The organism is Bartonella sp. MR90HLJMH (assembly GCF_042194115.1).
In the GTDB taxonomy this organism is placed as follows: Bacteria; Pseudomonadota; Alphaproteobacteria; order Rhizobiales; family Rhizobiaceae; genus Bartonella; species Bartonella grahamii.
In genome coordinates, this window is sequence record NZ_JBHIMM010000003.1 from 226,881 (window position 1) to 243,598 (window position 16,718).

Here is a 16,718-nt window from a genome sequence, read left to right on the forward strand (position 1 = left end):
TGGCCGACATCCCCCTTAAAAATTTAATGTTTTTTAGAAACTTTTATAAGATTTGCATCAATATTATGAATTTCTTGTATTTGAAAGATTCCATAAGAAGGATTTTTATTCCTCTCTTCAATCATTTATCTATATCAACCACACTTATGACGGAGAGAACGATTTTTACTGCTTCACCACGAACGGATTTAAAATGAGAAAATCTTCCGATAGAGTGGGACCTCTGATTTAAATTAAAAGACAATTTTAAGTTGCAAAAAGACGAATTACTATTATAAGATGGAGTGCTATATAGATAAAAAACAATTCTCAATCTGCGTCAATGTCTTTTGTAACCCAAAAATTACCATGGTTTTGCCCTTTAGAGCGTAGAGAAAATGTAAAAGGCCATGCAAGGCTATTAGCGAGACATTGGACATCTTTACATAAAGTTTCTGATCTATAGTTTTTGCGTAGTTGTGCCTGTAATATCAATTCATTCTGCTTCCCTTGCGCGATATCAGTTGCAACGGTTCCTTGAATGGATAAGCTCAAGTCTGCTGTACGCATTAATGACTCTGTCACCTTCATCATACCTTCTGAAAAGCTTGTCTGAATATCCCAGTGATCAAATGTTGTTGAAAAAGTATCATTAGTCATTAAAAGAAATTGTTGTTTATTTAAAAGTCTTGTTTGTAATTCATTCAAATCATATCCTAAGAGCCGACCAGAAGACATCTTCAGTGTTAATTCACCCTGCATTTGCGTAAAAATTTCTCGCCAAGAATCAGCAAGTGTTCGTATCGTTGCAGTAAAATTCGTTTTGCTTTGTATAAATGGAATCAATCCCAAGGTTTCTAAAGTCTCCTGCATATCAATAGAAGCACCTGAAATATTTCCTCCTATACGCACTTTCTGTCCAGCTGGCGTAACTTCAATATTACTTTGCACGGATCCACCAAAAATATTCGCATGTCCAAGATCAAAAATACCATGCCCATTTCTTATTTGTATTGCAGCAGCTAAATTTGTGAGGGAAATATTTCCTATTTTAGCTTGTGGCGCAGAAAGTCGTATATCCACGCCAATACGATCAAAAATTGTCATATCAAAGAAGGAATTTTTCTTTTTACCTGAAAAAAACATTGAACCCAAGAGGCTAAGATCTAGGTTATCAAAGGCTAACGAGCCCATAACATTTGGTACATAATCTTGAAAATCGAGTTTTAAAGCTCCTCGCGCATTGGCTTTCCCCATCGTAAATGTAACATTGTTCATTTGAATATGCATTGGCTGCGCTAAAAAATGAGATTCCCATACAATGGGTATTTTAAATTTATGTCCCCAAAACTGATTTCCACCAACCCAAGACAATGTCTGATTCCATCCCGGAGAACGCATCGATACTTTTCCGTCAAAAATATAGTATTCAGATAACCGAGCCTTTCCTGTAAAAGTTATTCCCCCACGTACAGAATTGAGACTTGCCCTAATATGACTTTTTCCTCCTGCAAGAAGCAGCAATGCTTGAGAAGCATCAATTGATAACTTTGTAAATTCTCCGCGCCAACGCGCATCTGCACGTAACCGTACTTCCTGAGTCGATTCCGGCCAATGTAAAGTCGCATTTAATCCTGTTATTTTTTCTGCCATCCCCGAAAAACTATCGTGATACACAAGAACACCATTTTTAATGACAATCCGCCCAAAAGGTTGTTTTAAAAGGTGCTCTATCTCTGGATGTTCAGGATTATGTTTTAATATTTCACGCGTATTGCGTATTGCCAACCCTAATGCACCTTGTGAGCGAGAAAACCGATCAAAAAAATCTGCTATTGTTTTAACAGGCTTTTCCATAACAAATTGAGGACGCATAATCCGCGTCTCTGAAAAAGAAACATGTCCCCAAAGAAGATCGACGACAGAAAGATCAACTTCTATTGATTCAGCTTCCATTAATGGCGCAACATCATCCATTTTTGATGTTAAAGTAACGCCAGAAAGAAATGCTTTAGGATAAGGAAAAAGATGTAACCGCGGTGGATCACGCAATTGAACATTGTAACCGGTCCATACACTCAAATCCTGCGCTAAACGAATACGAATCGCATCTGTAGAGATAAGATAAGGTAAAACGAGAATCCCCACTCCAAATAAAAAGATAATTGTAATAAAAATTCCGCTCAAAAATTTTATTATTCTGATGCGCACAATATCCCTCTATATTTATCCCCCCCTATAACAGATTAAAAACAAACTTAAATGATTATAAAAAGTTTTTATAACCCTATAATTCACTATATCCACTTTGTATCTTCATTATTTTTGTTCTTTATCCAAAATTTATTCAAACAGCAATGTTGCTGCTTCTTTATAAAGCAATTATTTAAAAGTCTTCAAAACTATAAATCCACAACATTATAAAACCATTCTTACTGTTCTCACATGAATATTGCTATAAAACTCTATCGTATTATTAGAAAATGCTTTACAAAAAAACAAACAGCCTTACCGAAAGGATCTCTGAATGAATAATATTATCGATGGAAAAAAACTTGCTGAAGAGATTATTGCGAAAGTTAAGGCCGAAACAATAAAGCTCCGCCATCACTATAATATACAACCTAGTATCGCTGTTATTATCGTTGGAGATGATCCCGCAAGTCAAGTATATGTCACCTCAAAAAATAAAAAAGCCGAAGAATGTGGGTTTCTTTCAATCAAACATGTCGTTTCTAAAGAAACGCAAGAAAAAGAACTCCTTCAACTTATTGCAACATTAAATTCTGATCCAAAAATTCATGGTATTTTGGTACAGTTGCCTCTCCCTGCTCATATGAATACAAATCGCATAACACAAGCCGTTGCTTTCCAAAAAGATGTTGATGGTTTTCATTATATTAATGTAGGAAAACTCGCGGCAAATGCACTTGAAGATGCGATTATTCCCTGTACACCAGCTGGTGCCATGATGATGATTGAACGACACTGTGGGCAAGATTTATCTGGACTTGATGCTGTCGTTGTTGGACGCTCTAATATTGTTGGAAAACCTATGGCTGCCCTTTTAACAGCAGCCAATGCCACTGTGACAATTGCCCATAGTCGTACCCGTGACCTTGATGATGTGTGTCGAAGCGCTGATATTTTAGTCGCAGCTGTAGGCCGCCCACAAATGATTAAAAAAGACTGGATAAAAAATGGTGCAATTGTTATTGATGTTGGTATTAACCGCGTTGCTGCACCAGAAAAAGGTGTAGGGAAAACACGTCTTGTTGGTGATGTCGATTTTGAAAACGTAAAAGAAAAAGCTGCTGCGATTACCCCTGTTCCAGGAGGCGTTGGACCAATGACAATTGCCATGCTTATGGTTAATACACTCAAAGCCGCCGCGCGATCACACAATCTGCCTATACCAAAATTCTAAGAATTGTAACAATTCCTTGTATATGGTTTTATTGTACATGATTAAGCTTGTTTATTTTTGCATTTTTCATGTCATAAAAACAGATGCCCCTTGATCTGCACGATTAACGGATTGACGAAAAACATGAAAAAGTTCGCGTCCAACACCATGTTCGTTTTTTGAAAGATCAGGAGGTATGATTTTTCGCGCGTTAAATTTTGCTAAATCCTCCAAAAGAGTTAGTTTACCCTCATGAGCATCAAGAAAAACAATATCACCATCCTGCAAACGTGCAATGGGGCCATTATCCATTGCTTCCGGTGTCACATGAATGGCAGCAGGAATTTTTCCTGACGCCCCTGACATACGCCCATCGGTTATCAATGCTACCTTTTGACCGCGATCTTGTAAAACGCCTAAAATGGTCGTTAATTTATGAAGCTCTGGCATACCATTGGCTTTTGGTCCTTGATAGCGAATGACGGCGATAAAATCTTTATCATACAACACTCCAGATTTAAAAGATTTTTGTAGTTCCTCTTGATCATTAAAAACAAAGACTGGTGCTTTAATCTGCCAATACTCTGGTTTAACAGAGGAAACTTTTATAATAGCTGTTCCCAAATCTCCCGATAAAACACGAAGACCACCGTCAGGCTGAAATGGCTTTCTCCACCCTGCTAACACCTTATGATCACCACTTTCCTTGAGAGCCGCTTCACGCACCACATGACCATCAGCAGAAAGCTTTGCTTCAATTGCATAAGCAGTGAGATCTTTACCAAAAACCGTAGAAACATCTTCATGTACTAAACCTGCCTCGATAAGCTCGCGAATAATAAATCCCATCCCCCCAGCAGCATAAAAATGATTGATATCCGCTAAACCATTAGGATAAATGCGCGCTAAAAGAGGCACAGCGGATGAAATTTCTGCAATATCATGCCATGTCAATTTAATACCGCAAACAGCAGCTATAGCAATCAAATGAATCGTATGATTGGTAGAACCTCCTGTTGCATTTAATCCTACAATGGCATTTACAAAAGAACGCTCATCAATGATCATACCAAGTGGCCTATAATGATCACCAAGATCTGTCATTTCAAGTACACGTTTCGTGGCTTCTTTTGTTAAAGCATCACGCAACGGTGTATTCGCATTAACAAAAGAAGCTCCCGGCATATGAAGCCCCATCATCTCCAGTATCACCTGATTAGAGTTAGCTGTTCCATAAAATGTACATGTTCCTGGTCCATGATAAGAACGTGCTTCTGATGCTAGAAGTGTTTGGCGATCTATTTTATTTTCCGCGTAAAGTTGACGTATCTTCGCTTTTTCATCATTACCTTGACCACTTGTCATAGGACCAGCTGGTATAAAAATTCCTGGTAAATGACCAAATGTTAGTGCACCAATCAATAAACCTGGTACAATTTTATCACACACCCCAAGATACAATGCTGCATCAAAGACATCGTGTGATAAGCTTATAGCTGTCGCCATTGCAATTACTTCACGCGAAAAAAGGGAAAGCTCCATCCCCGCATTTCCCTGCGTAACACCATCGCACATCGCGGGAACACCACCTGCAACCTGTGCAACACCACCAACCATACGGGCCGACTCTTTAATTAAGTGAGGAAATTTTTCAAAAGGTTGATGAGCTGAAAGTAAATCGTTATATGCCGTGATAATGCCAATATTCCCAACGATATTTCCCTTCAAACGCTCTTTATCTATTGCACCACAAGCAGCAAAACCATGAGCCTGATTGGCACATCCTAAAAAACTTCGTTTGGGGCGATGAACTTGTGCTTTCGTAATACGATCTAAGTAAATTTCTCGTGTTGATCGAGAACGTTCATAAATCCTTCGTGTAACTGTGGCAATTGTCTTGGAAAGTGCCATATTCCCCTCCCTCTTTCATTGTTGCTTCCCCTCATTCATTGAGAGAGATTACGTTTTTATTCACCTTGTCTCTCATATTCTAATTCACTTATTTCATTATCTGCAGGCGACCAATAAACCTGCACAAGATGAGGGGAATTACGCAAAACTGCCCGAATAGGCATTTCTATTTCAGATCCATCCTGACAAGCTTTTTCAAAACAATCGCGTTTCTGAAAACCTTCGATATGGAGAATAATACAACGAGACTGCATAATAACTGGCAAAGTTAGTGAGAGTCTTGGCTCAACAGCACTCTTAGCATGAAGGGGCAGAACAAGTGCTTGTGTTCGCAGATCAAGCGCTTGCTTTAAACGATCAGCATCAGGAAAAAAAGAAGCCGTATGTCCATCACCCCCCATTCCTAAAACAACAACATCAAAGGGTTTAGGCAAAGTATTAATACGACTCGCCGCTGAAAAAGCAGCAAGTTCAGCAGTAATCGCTTTATGATAAAGCCCTACAAAACGCGCTTTTTCGGCAAAATTTTGTAACAAATGACACCGTACCATATGCTCATTTGAACGTTCATCGTGTGTAGGAACGAAACGTTCATCGACCAAAGTGATAATGATATTTTGCCAATCAATATCCGCTTTTGACAAATAATGAAAAAACAATTCTGGTGTTTTACCACCAGACACCGCTAAAACTGCTCTCTTACGCTCAAGAACAGATACACTAAGTTCTGCGGCTACTCGATCTGCTAATGCCAAGGCTAAAGTCTGAGGGGTTTCAAAATCTAAACGGTCAATATTCATTCTATACATACTTATTGCTCTAAACTAAATTGTTCCATATACGCCCATCACGTTCCATGAGAATCGTTGAAGCAGATGGCCCCCACGAACCAGCGTTATAATTGTGAAAAGGCTGTTTTATTGCTTCCCATCCCTCAATGATTGGATCAATCCAACGCCAAGCAGCCTCAACTTCATCACGACGCATAAACAGCGTTTGATCTCCACGAATAACATCCATTAATAAACGTTCATAAGCATCAGGATTACGTTCAGAAAATGCGGAAGCAAAACTCATATCTAATGGAATGTGACGAAACCGCATACCGCCGTAACTTGGATCCTTAATCATCAACCATTGTTTCACACCCTCATCAGGTTGGAGACGAATCACAAGCCGATTAGAAAAAATTTCATCTAAATCCACATTAAAAATATTATGAGGAATAGGTTTAAAAACCACAACAATTTCAGACATTCGCGTGAACATGCGCTTACCTGTTCGTAAATAAAAAGGCGTATTAGCCCAACGCCAGTTATCAATCTTAACCTTAAGCGCTACAAATGTTTCACTCTTACTCACTCTTCCCAGATCATCGAAATAAGACTCTACAGATATACCATTTGATAGACCAGAAAGATACTGCCCACGTACAGTATGCTGTCCTACATTATGTACATCAAGCGGTGTTAAAGAATGTAAAATTTTAAGTTTTTCATCGCGCACAGCATTAGCACTGTTGGTAAATGGTATTTCCATCGCAACCAAACAAAGTAATTGCAGCATATGGTTTTGGACCATATCCCGTAGAGCACCAGTGCTTTCATAATATTCTGTACGCCCCTCTAACCCTAAAGATTCAGCAACGGTTATTTGAACATGATCAATATAGTTGGAGTTCCATAGCGGTTCATAAAGTGTATTAACAAACCGCAATGCCATTAAATTTTGAACAGTTTCCTTCCCAAGATAATGATCAATACGAAAGATCTGCTCTTCATTAAAGACGCTTGCAAATGCATCATTAAGTGAAACAGCTGTTTTTACATCGCAACCAATTGGTTTTTCAATGATAATCCGTGTTTGTGGTGTCACCAAATCATTTTTTCCCAACTTCATCGCAATATCAGCAAAAAGTGACGAACTAACAGCCAAATAAAAAGCTCGAATATTCGCTGAATCTCGTGACAGAAGGAGAGCTAAATCCTCCCACCCTCGATTTGAGGAAGCATCAACAGAAACATAGCTTAAACGTGCAAGAAAACGATTGAGTTCTGTTGAATTGAGATCTTTTGGATGGATATGTTTTTCTAAAGAAGTGCGGACAAAATTTTGATATTCTTCATGACTTAAGGGAGTGCGGGAAGCCCCAATAATACGTGTTGGCTCACTGAATTGACCAACACACTGACAATGATACAAAGCCGGCAAAAGCTTGCGCGACGCCAAATCACCATTGCCACCAAAAACAATACAATCAAAAGAAGAAACTGGAATAATTTTATGCACCATGAACTTGTTTATTTTTCTATTCGATTATGAAATCCCATATCACTTATAAAAGCTTCGCTCATTAAAGCAAACAGATACTAAAGAAGCCATTAATTTGCTTCATTTCAAGCAATGTTTCCATCAAAAACGATCCATTAAAGAAAACCAACGCATTGCTAAAAATATAAGCGGATAACGCAAAACTCTTCCCCCCAGAAAAGATGAAATCTTCAAGTCTTGGAAATAGGAAAAACGTTCATATTTTCCAGTCAACCATTCTGCGTATAATTTTCCTATGAAAGGAGCCAGCATAACGCCATGCCCTGAATAACCACCACAATAAGTCATCCTTGAGAAAAGTTGTCGAACATAGGGCATGCGCTCAACTGTAATGGCAACCGTTGCTCCCCAACAATGGCTTAAATTGATAGAGTGTAATTGAGGATAAACTTCAGCAATTTGCCGTTTTATACGTTCATCTAAATTTAAAGGATGTTTATTATCATAACTTTCTACGCCACCAAATAAGAGACGATTATCAACGCTTTTGCGAAAATAGCGAACCATAAAACGGGAATCATCAACCGATTCCCCGCCTGCGAGAATTGAACTGTGCTTTGGTAATGGGTCCGTTGCTCCAATATAAGAACGAATAGAAACAATATTTTTTTCAATAAAACGCTCCAGACCAAGTTTATACCCATTTGTTGCAAGTAACACATGCTCTGCTGTTACACTGCCTTTTTCTGTTATCACTTTCCAATGGGCTCCCGTGCGCCTTACGGTCGTTACTTGTGACTTCTCATAAAGCTTAGCACCAACATCTTTAGCTTTTTTTGCCAATCCAATAATCAATTTTAAGGGATTTATATGGCCGGTATCCGCATCATAAATACCACCACAATAAAAAGACGATCCAAGTCGCCTAGATGTTTCTGCCCTATCCATAAAAGTAAGCGCATGATAGCCATAACGCTGCATCACCTCAATATGCCGTTGATAAGAGAGAAGCTCACGCCTTTTATGTGTCACAGAAAGCTGTCCTCCTATCAAATCACACGAACAATTAGGCATCGCGCATAAAGATAAAATATCTCTTTTAGCTTCTTCTGCTAAATCAAACAGAGCCTTACTTCGCTCAAAACCATACTTTTTTTCTAATGTTTCTACCCATTGCCGTTGCCCTGTTCCCAGCTGTCCACCATTGCGCCCTGAAGCACCATCACCAAAACGTGATGCTTCAAATAAAACAACATCTACTCCAGCCTTGACTAAATGATAAGCAGCCGACAGACCCGTAAATCCGCCTCCAATAATGACCACATCACACTGTCTGTTTTCACAAAAAGAAGGATAAGAGGGACGTTCTTTTAAAGTATCTTCATACCAAGAAATTCCTGGAGAAATTGAATTATAATCAATCATCGTCATAAAATTTAAACATTCAGCAGAAGATATTCACGCTCCCACGGACTAATTACTTCCATGAAAGTTTCAAACTCTTGTCGTTTGATTGCAGCATAAGTACTGACAAACACATCCCCTAAAATAGCACGTATCGCTGTATCTTGTTCAAACAAATTGACTGCCTCAATGAGTCCACGCGGTAACTCAATATTATCAGCGTTTACATTATTTGTTGCTGGCTCATCCGGCTCAATTTTTTGTTGCAAACCAATAAGACCACACGCTAGAGAAGCTGCAAGGGCTAAATAGGGATTCGCATCTGATGAAGGAAGTCTATTCTCAACACGCCGCGCTTGAGGAGCAGAACGGGGAACTCGAAAAGCTGTAGTACGATTATCATATCCCCATCTCAAATTAACAGGAGCCGAATTATCAGGGACAAGACGTCGATAAGAATTCACATAAGGCGCAAGCATCACAAGTACCCCTGGCATATGTTTTTGCAATCCACCAATAAAATGGCGAAAACAGATACTTTCTTCACCATTTTCCTGTGTAAAAATATTCATACCGGTTTTCTTATCAACAACCGATTGGTGAATATGCATAGCAGAACCCGGCTGCCCTTGAATGGGTTTTGCCATAAAAGTTGCATACATATTATGTTTTAGTGCAGCTTCACGAATTGTTCGTTTAAACATAAAAACTTGATCCGCTAATTCAATAGGATCACCATGACGTAAATTGATTTCAAACTGACCTGCTCCTTCTTCATGAATGAGGGTATCAATTTCCAATCCTTGTGCCTCTGAAAAATGATAAATATCATCAATCAAATCATCAAATTCATTCACACCGGCAATGGAATACCCCTGTCCACCACCAATTGAACGCCCAGAACGACCAACCGGTGGAACTAACGGATAATCAGGATCGGGATTTTTTTGTACCAAATAAAACTCAATTTCTGGTGAAACAACAGGGCTTAAACCCATTTTTGTGTAAAAATGAACTACCGTTCGTAAAACATTGCGTGGTGTGTAATCCACAACCTGACCATTTTGATACACAAGATCACAAATCACCTGTGCTGTGGGAGCATCTTCCCATGGAACAATGCTTAACGTAGAAAGATCAGGCTCAAGGCGTAAATCACCATCTGCTTTAGGATATTCAAAACCATGACCATCTTCAGGATAATCCCCTGAAATTGTTGCCATAAAAACTGCTGAAGGCAATGCCAATGATGTTTCCGATGTAAATTTTTTAGAAAGCATCATCTTGCCCCGTGGTACCCCTGCTTGATCAGGCGTAATACATTCAATATCCTCTACCTTACGGAAAGCAAGCCATTGTGAAACTTGTTCCCAATTGCGCACACCACGTAAACTTTTGAGAAAACGAGAGACAGGTTTAAAATTTTTACTTTTCGTTTGTTTACCATTTTTTACAGCCATAACATACCAACTTTACAAACAATCAAGTTCTATTCTTATAGTATCAGCCCCTGCATAAACGACACGAAAAAAAATTATCAACTGATATTTTTGAAGAATACTATAAGATCTATCAAGGTAAAAGAACTTTACGCTCAACAAGCTATCCTATCACCATAGTGAAAAAGTTGATATTACACGCGATACATCGGTGCGAACCTTCTTCTTATATAAAACAGCGAGAAATACCATATTGTACGTAACCTAATTCCGATTCAAATAATCATATATAAGCAAACATTGGCGAGAATAATAAAGGTGAGATATTTAATTTCCTTTTGGTTGTAGTAATGCTTAATTAAAAGAAAAGAAACTTTTCTTTTAATATGAAGCAAGTTTTGTAACTCTATTGTTATCCACATAGAAGTAAACACCCTAGGATGGTGAGTAGCCTTTACAGCTAGTGCTTACAAACACTCACCCCGCCGTAATATGCGTAAATGTATTTTCAGGACAAGACATACGCTTAGCATTTCCGACATGAAACTTAACCATCCCCTGCATAATAGAGCTATCAACCTTGTTCTGAGCGGATACTTATAGACTCTGCACTTATATCAATTCCCACCGCTTGACATTGCACTTCGCACACAATATTTAGGGCTGAAAATACAGTAGAGCATACCAAATCCAATAGATAGGATTTTTTGCTAATTGCGCCATGCGGGATCCAACATTTGATAGTCTCCAGCCCACTAGGAGGTTTGTTATTTATATCTAAAAAGCCAAAAAATCAGGATATGAGAACACAATAATATCAATTTCCTTTGAACTAACGTCCTTCATCGTCGATCTTCCACCATCGTAAAATCTTTTTTGTATCAGTTGCTTTCATATACTTTGACTTATGATCTAGTGATACTGTGCATATTGAGTACACATCCCCAGAGCCCAGATTGTAATTAAGTTCGTACCATTCTGCTCTTTTATAGAGCTAATATTTGAAAATAAATAACCATAATCTTCAGATATAATACGCCTAGGTTCAATAATTACCGTAAGCTTATATAAATCACAACCCAATTGTGATAATGCCTCATAAATTTTACGAGGGTATTCGTCATTGACCGTCACAGCATCGCAAAACGCTGTGGAAATCGGATATCCCCCGCCTAGACTGATAAAACTTTTTTGATCCTTCAATGCGTAAATATCCTTTCCAGCCTTAGTTAAGGTGGATACTATTAACTCAGTCGAATTCAAATTAGAGCCCACATGCAAAGGCACCCTATTAAGCCTAGTCCTATTGGATTCTAGCAAAGATAATGCGGCACGTAACTCCGCCGCAGTCATACCAAAACGCGATCTATCCCCGTTTGCCAGTACATGGTACGATCTCAATGAGATTTTAGGTAATATGTCAAAATGGCGGGCAAGAGTGATGATGTCATGTAATTCGATAATATTATCACACTGGACATTTATATGTTTTCTAATAGATAATTCTATCTCTTCTCGAAGTTTTACAGGGATATTAAAAAATATATCTCTACCTTTAAAACCATCTTTTTGCGCTAATGATATTTCATAACCAGACGCAAATTCCAAGTCCCAGCAACATAACAATGATGCCCCGCACGTCCATTAAAATACCCTGCTTTTTCTCGCCCTAGGCATTCATAGCCCGACCACGTAAAACAGGATACCAATTACAATATCAGACCATAAGGCTGCAAGAGAAAGTTCTTTTATATTTTTATCTTTAGATTGCCTCTTAAACAAGCTAGCCTGTTCATATAGTAAGTTATATGTATAATACATATAACTTCTACAAAAGGAGGATTCATTATGTTCCGTGAAAATCTTTGGTAATACACTCGGGTGATTGGATCACCAGTCGCCCGTCAATAATATAGTGCAAGTTAAGAAATTGGGGGAGGTAAGCTATGCAACTCGTGGATCATCCTTTTGTGAAGTTCGATCAACTCAAGCCGATTTACGACTTCACATATCCGTTATTTCGCACTATTTTAAATGAATTTTACGATTACATAGACTTTAATAAACTAGCGCAAAGTAAGCAGATTCCACAAGCGCGTACCATTTCTCTTTATTTGCATATTCCCTTTTGCGAAACCATCTGTTCCTTCTGTCCCTTTCAGAAAGGGGCCTACAAGCACGTTAAGCAAATCGAATCTTATATGTCAGCGCTTACCACAGAGATCAGAACCAAAGGAAATTTCATTCGCTCGCTTAGAGGGCCCATCCGCAGCATCTATATAGGGGGCGGCACACCGTCGCTTTTGTCCGCAGATAATATCCGACACATCGGAAAAGTATTGCATGGCGAATTTGAGCTCTCTTCCTTAACCGAGTTTACACTGGAAAGCGAACCGAAGAGCGTCACACGTGATAAACTTTATGCTGCCCGTGAGATCGGCGTTAACCGGATCAGCTTCGGTATACAGAGTTTCATTGAGCGTTTCCGATCATTGTTTAACCTCACCTCAACACGTGAACAAATCAACAATACCGTGGCTTGGTCACAAGAGATCATTGGACATGTCGGTTTCGACCTACTATATGGCATGCACAGCCAGCAAGCCGAAAAACTATTATACGATTTGAAGCAAGCCAGCGAGATTCATCCTGAAACAATCAACCTCTATGCAATCAACAATCTGGCTATCACGTCGCAACTGCATAAGTCTTACGCACAAAAAGGGCTAAAGCCATCCAGCCTACAGCATCGACAGATGCTTCGCTTATTTAGCGACATCGTTATGCGCAGCTGCAGCTATGCGCCGTGTAATGGGCATTCCTATATCAAAATTGCCAATAACACTCCTCTAACGCTCGCTAAAACGAGTTCAGCTAATTATTTCCGCTATCACAAATATTTGCATGGTTATCATGACGATTATGTGGTTGGCTTCGGGGCGTCAGCACTGTCGGTTCTCGGCTCACTCGTCACACGAACCAATCCCTGTCGAAGCGGATACATTACCGACATACAACTTAAAGGCAAATCCAAAGTATACTACAATTGGGTATCAGCGGAGCAACAAGCCTCCAAGGCTTTGTGTATGCGGCTACCTTATAACGGTTATGCCAAAAAAGAAAGAATTGACTGGACCGCACTCCCCTCTTTCGTTTACAATAACCTACAACAGCTCATAGGTGCAGGTCTCATCGCAGAAAGTGATAACAATCTCCAGCTGACTCAGCGTGGTTGGCAATGGTATTCCAACCTTATGTATTTTCTTCTACCTCAGGCAGATGGGAATATCTTGGACGGCTATGTCTCAAACATGCTGAATACAACCGCCGTACTTGATGGACCTGCGGAAATCTGTGTGGCATCTTAAGGAGAAAAGAATGTTCACTCCTTTTGCCAATAAGAACATACGCTATTTTTGCCTAACCGTTAGTCTGCTCGCCTTACTCAGCGGTGCTTTGCGCACTGCCATCCCGCTATTAGCAAGACAATCTGGATATGGCGTAGTCGGAGTAAGTTGGGCGCAAGGTCTCTTCTCATTAGCGTGGCCAATTTTCGGAATCCTTGCAGGCACTTTACTTGATCTCTGCGACAAAATAAAACTTGCCACCTCGGCTCTCCTCATCTTCATGCTACTGCATATTGTACTGTTCGTACTGCTCATGATACAGATTGCTCCAGCCGAACAAATTTTCTTCTATGCAACCATTGCTGGATTCATCGTCGTTTCTGCCGAAGCTTATATAATGACGATTCCACCACTTATCATGGAGGGAGAGCGATTGATGACCTTCTACTCAATTGTCTTGTTTTTAGATTTCGGGGTCTCCTATTTTCTTGCCCCTGTCATAACAAGCAGCATTTTAGCGCATAGCACACTGCTATTTCTTGGCCTGTTAATCGTGCTTTTTATCACATTGATTTTTACCGCTCGCCATACTGTTCCGACATCGCCAACACCTGATAAAGAAAACATCACTTTTCGTTATATCATTGCCGGCTTTCGTTTTATTTTTTCAAATCGGCATCTTACCTCCCTTACATTACTCACATTCTTTCTATCGGTAGTATTTGGAGCATTCCTAACCTCGTTCATCTTCTTCGTTACCGACGGTCGGTATCTGGGCCTACATAGCAGCCAATATGGCGTGATGTTTGCAGCCTACGCGCTTGGTACAATGGCAGGTGCCCTATTTGCACCACATATACGCTATGCACCGGTGCGCCTAGCTGTTCTCACTGACGGTTTAGGGACGGTTATCTTGCTGCTGGTTCCAGCCTTTTCAAAAAGTGCTGTCGTCGTATGGGGCGTCACCTTTATCGCTGGCGTTGGAGCAAGCTTATGGTTTATTGGTGTTACCGCCTTCAGGCAGCGCCTCACACCAAAACAACTTCTCGGGCGAGCTAATTCTGCTTTTCGGGTGATCGGCTATGCTGGAATGCCGGTCGGAAGCTTTTTGGTCGGCGTCCTTGGTTCTTTTATATCATTGCAGTTTGCTGCCGCCTTTATCGCTGGACTACTATTGGTGGCTATCGCGATAACGCTTCCATTTCTTTGGCAGGCTGATCATATAGACACACCCAACCCTGCCACGAGGTAACAGCTGCCTTTTAAAAAAGACACGGTCAAAAAAGGCACACATACCCTATTACGCAATCGATTGACCTGTTCTTTGGACGAGGAAATTATAACCGTAATGGCTAATAGAGCCAGAGGCAATAATGGAAGCAGCTAAACAAGCGTTAAAGGCAAAATAGCCCCTTTTACGTTGCATTGGGCGATGATCTCAACGCCTATATGAAGGATGCAGAGAGCTTATAGCGTACGGAGCACAATTCTTAACTAAAAACTCCGCCCTAGCAATACCCACTTATACTCCAATTAATCTGTCACCCGCTGGACATCAAATGCCTCACCCCTTTACTGCTCCTCAAAATACATTTTGCTGCACTTACGCGCCGTATTCTTCCTTTGTAATTAAAAGAGCAGCCCTCCTTTCCTAATTTAAGATCTCTGTCTACAAAACGCAGCAACAGATGCGACCATATATGCAATCACGCCTTAGGACCTGCATAGTAGAAAGCTTAGTTCAAGAGATTCATAAAGCCTATATCCCAATAAATTTACCACCCAATTCACCTTTTAAAAGGGCGGCTTTATATAAACCGTTAGAGCAAGCTATGAAATCCTTAGGTGTATTAGAAATAATTGGCGGTTTTACCTCAGACCAATGTTGATTGACTTTTACTCGTGCATATACGCAAGCGGTGCTACTCTTTTCTCAGATAGAAAGGACATAATCGTTACCATCTGACCTATTATTGTTTGAAAATAAAGAAAAAGTATCAGTGTGACTGATGATATTGAAGAGCTATCTCATTATGTGGCTGTACTTAATTACGGCATTGGGAAGCTAGACACGCAATCACCCATTTCTGCGCGCCTTCTGCATGATATTCATAAGATTTTATTACGCGGTAAACGGGGTACGTCCAAAAGCCTTGGCGAATTTCGCAAAGCACAAAATTAGCTTGGCGGTACGCAACTAAAGACAGCGTCATTCGTGCCGCCCGCTCCTACCACAGCCCCCCACTTTCTCTACCACCATCCCCCGCTTAGAATCGCGCCAACTCATTACCAGAGCCTCGTCAAACACCACACCAGTCTCAAGGGCGATAAAATGCGCCTTGCCGCATTTAATCTTCAGCATTTCTTTAAGGCACAAATCAAACTCGCTATTCGTTCCTTTTGTTTCCAGTACAAAATAAAGCTTTTGCGCGCCTTCTCACTCTTAAACACCCCAAAATCCGGCGTGTAAGAGCCTATGAGCGTCATGATTTTAAAGCTCCTTGGCAATTAAAAAAATAATTTTACTTCGGAGGCATTATCATTAATTTTGCGCAAATTCTTTCTCAATTATAAACCACATGATCATATACACTCTTCTCACTCACCAGAGCTGTACGCTCTAAATTCGCCAAAAGTTAGCTACTTGCAAAACATTCTTGCACACTATAGTCTTGGCCAGCTAGTTTTAAATATTTAATACCAGCAATAGTAAAATTGACATACGCTTTATCGAGGATTTCCTCCGCGCACTCTAAAAAAGCTTGCGTTTTTTGCAAAATCTAATACGCGCCCACTATTTAGCAAAACATCAATATCACAAGCTTCTTGATATGCTCGTTCGCGATATTTCTGGCTAATAGCCGCACAATCATTTGGCGCATTCAAATCGGTAAGCATCTCTACTAAAAACGATGGACAGCTATTAATTTCGACTCAATCCATATAAGATGACCCACACAC

13 protein-coding genes and 1 pseudogene are annotated in these 16,718 nt (G+C 39.9%); 4 read left to right on the forward strand and 10 right to left on the reverse strand.

Annotated features, from left to right (window positions below):
* Window positions 1–309 precede the first annotated feature (309 nt).
* Window positions 310–2,190 (reverse strand): AsmA family protein, encoded by a 1,881-nt coding sequence (locus tag ACFIJ9_RS03455; RefSeq protein WP_375635798.1) that lies wholly within the window; start codon window positions 2,188–2,190, stop codon window positions 310–312.
* Window positions 2,191–2,506: 316 nt separating this feature from the next.
* Between ACFIJ9_RS03455 and folD the strand changes: the two genes are divergently transcribed.
* Window positions 2,507–3,406 carry a bifunctional methylenetetrahydrofolate dehydrogenase/methenyltetrahydrofolate cyclohydrolase FolD gene (gene folD, locus ACFIJ9_RS03460; RefSeq protein WP_375635799.1) on the forward strand — a complete coding sequence of 300 codons (900 nt, stop codon included), beginning with the start codon at window positions 2,507–2,509 and terminating at the stop codon, window positions 3,404–3,406.
* A gap of 66 nt (window positions 3,407–3,472) precedes the next feature.
* Here the strand turns inward: folD and edd are convergent, their stop codons facing one another.
* The 6 genes from edd to ACFIJ9_RS03490 all read right to left on the reverse strand — a co-directional run bounded on the left by edd (window position 3,473) and on the right by ACFIJ9_RS03490 (window position 12,018).
* Entirely contained in the window at window positions 3,473–5,296 is a 1,824-nt protein-coding gene (gene edd, locus ACFIJ9_RS03465; protein ID WP_375635800.1) for a phosphogluconate dehydratase, read from the reverse strand.
* Between the two features lie 56 nt (window positions 5,297–5,352).
* Window positions 5,353–6,105, reverse strand: a complete 753-nt coding sequence (gene pgl / locus ACFIJ9_RS03470; RefSeq protein ID WP_012754781.1) for a 6-phosphogluconolactonase — start codon at window positions 6,103–6,105, stop codon at window positions 5,353–5,355.
* Between the two features lie 10 nt (window positions 6,106–6,115).
* The gene (zwf, locus tag ACFIJ9_RS03475; protein ID WP_375635801.1) at window positions 6,116–7,588 is read right to left on the reverse strand and encodes a glucose-6-phosphate dehydrogenase; all 1,473 of its coding nucleotides are present in this window, start codon (window positions 7,586–7,588) and stop codon (window positions 6,116–6,118) included.
* A 120-nt stretch (window positions 7,589–7,708) separates the two neighbouring features.
* Window positions 7,709–8,992: an NAD(P)/FAD-dependent oxidoreductase gene (locus ACFIJ9_RS03480; RefSeq protein ID WP_375635840.1), complete on the reverse strand. Its 1,284-nt coding sequence runs from the start codon at window positions 8,990–8,992 to the stop codon at window positions 7,709–7,711.
* 11 nt (window positions 8,993–9,003) lie between these two features.
* Window positions 9,004–10,431 carry a glutamine synthetase family protein gene (locus ACFIJ9_RS03485; protein WP_375635802.1) on the reverse strand — a complete coding sequence of 476 codons (1,428 nt, stop codon included), beginning with the start codon at window positions 10,429–10,431 and terminating at the stop codon, window positions 9,004–9,006.
* 891 nt (window positions 10,432–11,322) lie between these two features.
* Window positions 11,323–12,018, reverse strand: coding sequence for a hypothetical protein (locus tag ACFIJ9_RS03490; RefSeq protein ID WP_375635803.1), 696 nt, complete (start codon window positions 12,016–12,018; stop codon window positions 11,323–11,325).
* A gap of 338 nt (window positions 12,019–12,356) precedes the next feature.
* Here ACFIJ9_RS03490 and ACFIJ9_RS03495 point away from each other — a divergent pair, with 338 nt between their 5' ends.
* Together ACFIJ9_RS03495 and ACFIJ9_RS03500 are read left to right on the forward strand one after the other, a co-directional pair.
* Window positions 12,357–13,778 carry a coproporphyrinogen-III oxidase family protein gene (locus ACFIJ9_RS03495; protein ID WP_375635804.1) on the forward strand — a complete coding sequence of 474 codons (1,422 nt, stop codon included), beginning with the start codon at window positions 12,357–12,359 and terminating at the stop codon, window positions 13,776–13,778.
* Window positions 13,779–13,788: 10 nt separating this feature from the next.
* A complete protein-coding gene (locus ACFIJ9_RS03500; RefSeq protein ID WP_375635805.1) occupies window positions 13,789–15,009 on the forward strand; it encodes an MFS transporter in 1,221 nt (406 codons plus the stop codon).
* A 48-nt stretch (window positions 15,010–15,057) separates the two neighbouring features.
* Here the strand turns inward: ACFIJ9_RS03500 and ACFIJ9_RS03505 are convergent, their stop codons facing one another.
* Window positions 15,058–15,183: a hypothetical protein gene (locus ACFIJ9_RS03505; RefSeq protein ID WP_274532013.1), complete on the reverse strand. Its 126-nt coding sequence runs from the start codon at window positions 15,181–15,183 to the stop codon at window positions 15,058–15,060.
* A gap of 576 nt (window positions 15,184–15,759) precedes the next feature.
* On the opposite strand from ACFIJ9_RS03505, the gene ACFIJ9_RS03510 reads away from it, so the two are divergent.
* The gene (locus ACFIJ9_RS03510) at window positions 15,760–15,939 is read left to right on the forward strand and encodes a hypothetical protein (protein ID WP_375628256.1); all 180 of its coding nucleotides are present in this window, start codon (window positions 15,760–15,762) and stop codon (window positions 15,937–15,939) included.
* 27 nt (window positions 15,940–15,966) lie between these two features.
* Here the strand turns inward: ACFIJ9_RS03510 and ACFIJ9_RS03515 are convergent.
* Together ACFIJ9_RS03515 and ACFIJ9_RS03520 are read right to left on the reverse strand one after the other, a co-directional pair.
* Window positions 15,967–16,265: pseudogene (locus tag ACFIJ9_RS03515) on the reverse strand (hypothetical protein).
* A gap of 219 nt (window positions 16,266–16,484) precedes the next feature.
* The gene (locus tag ACFIJ9_RS03520) at window positions 16,485–16,655 is read right to left on the reverse strand and encodes a hypothetical protein (RefSeq protein ID WP_273787868.1); all 171 of its coding nucleotides are present in this window, start codon (window positions 16,653–16,655) and stop codon (window positions 16,485–16,487) included.
* Window positions 16,656–16,718: the final 63 nt, after the last annotated feature.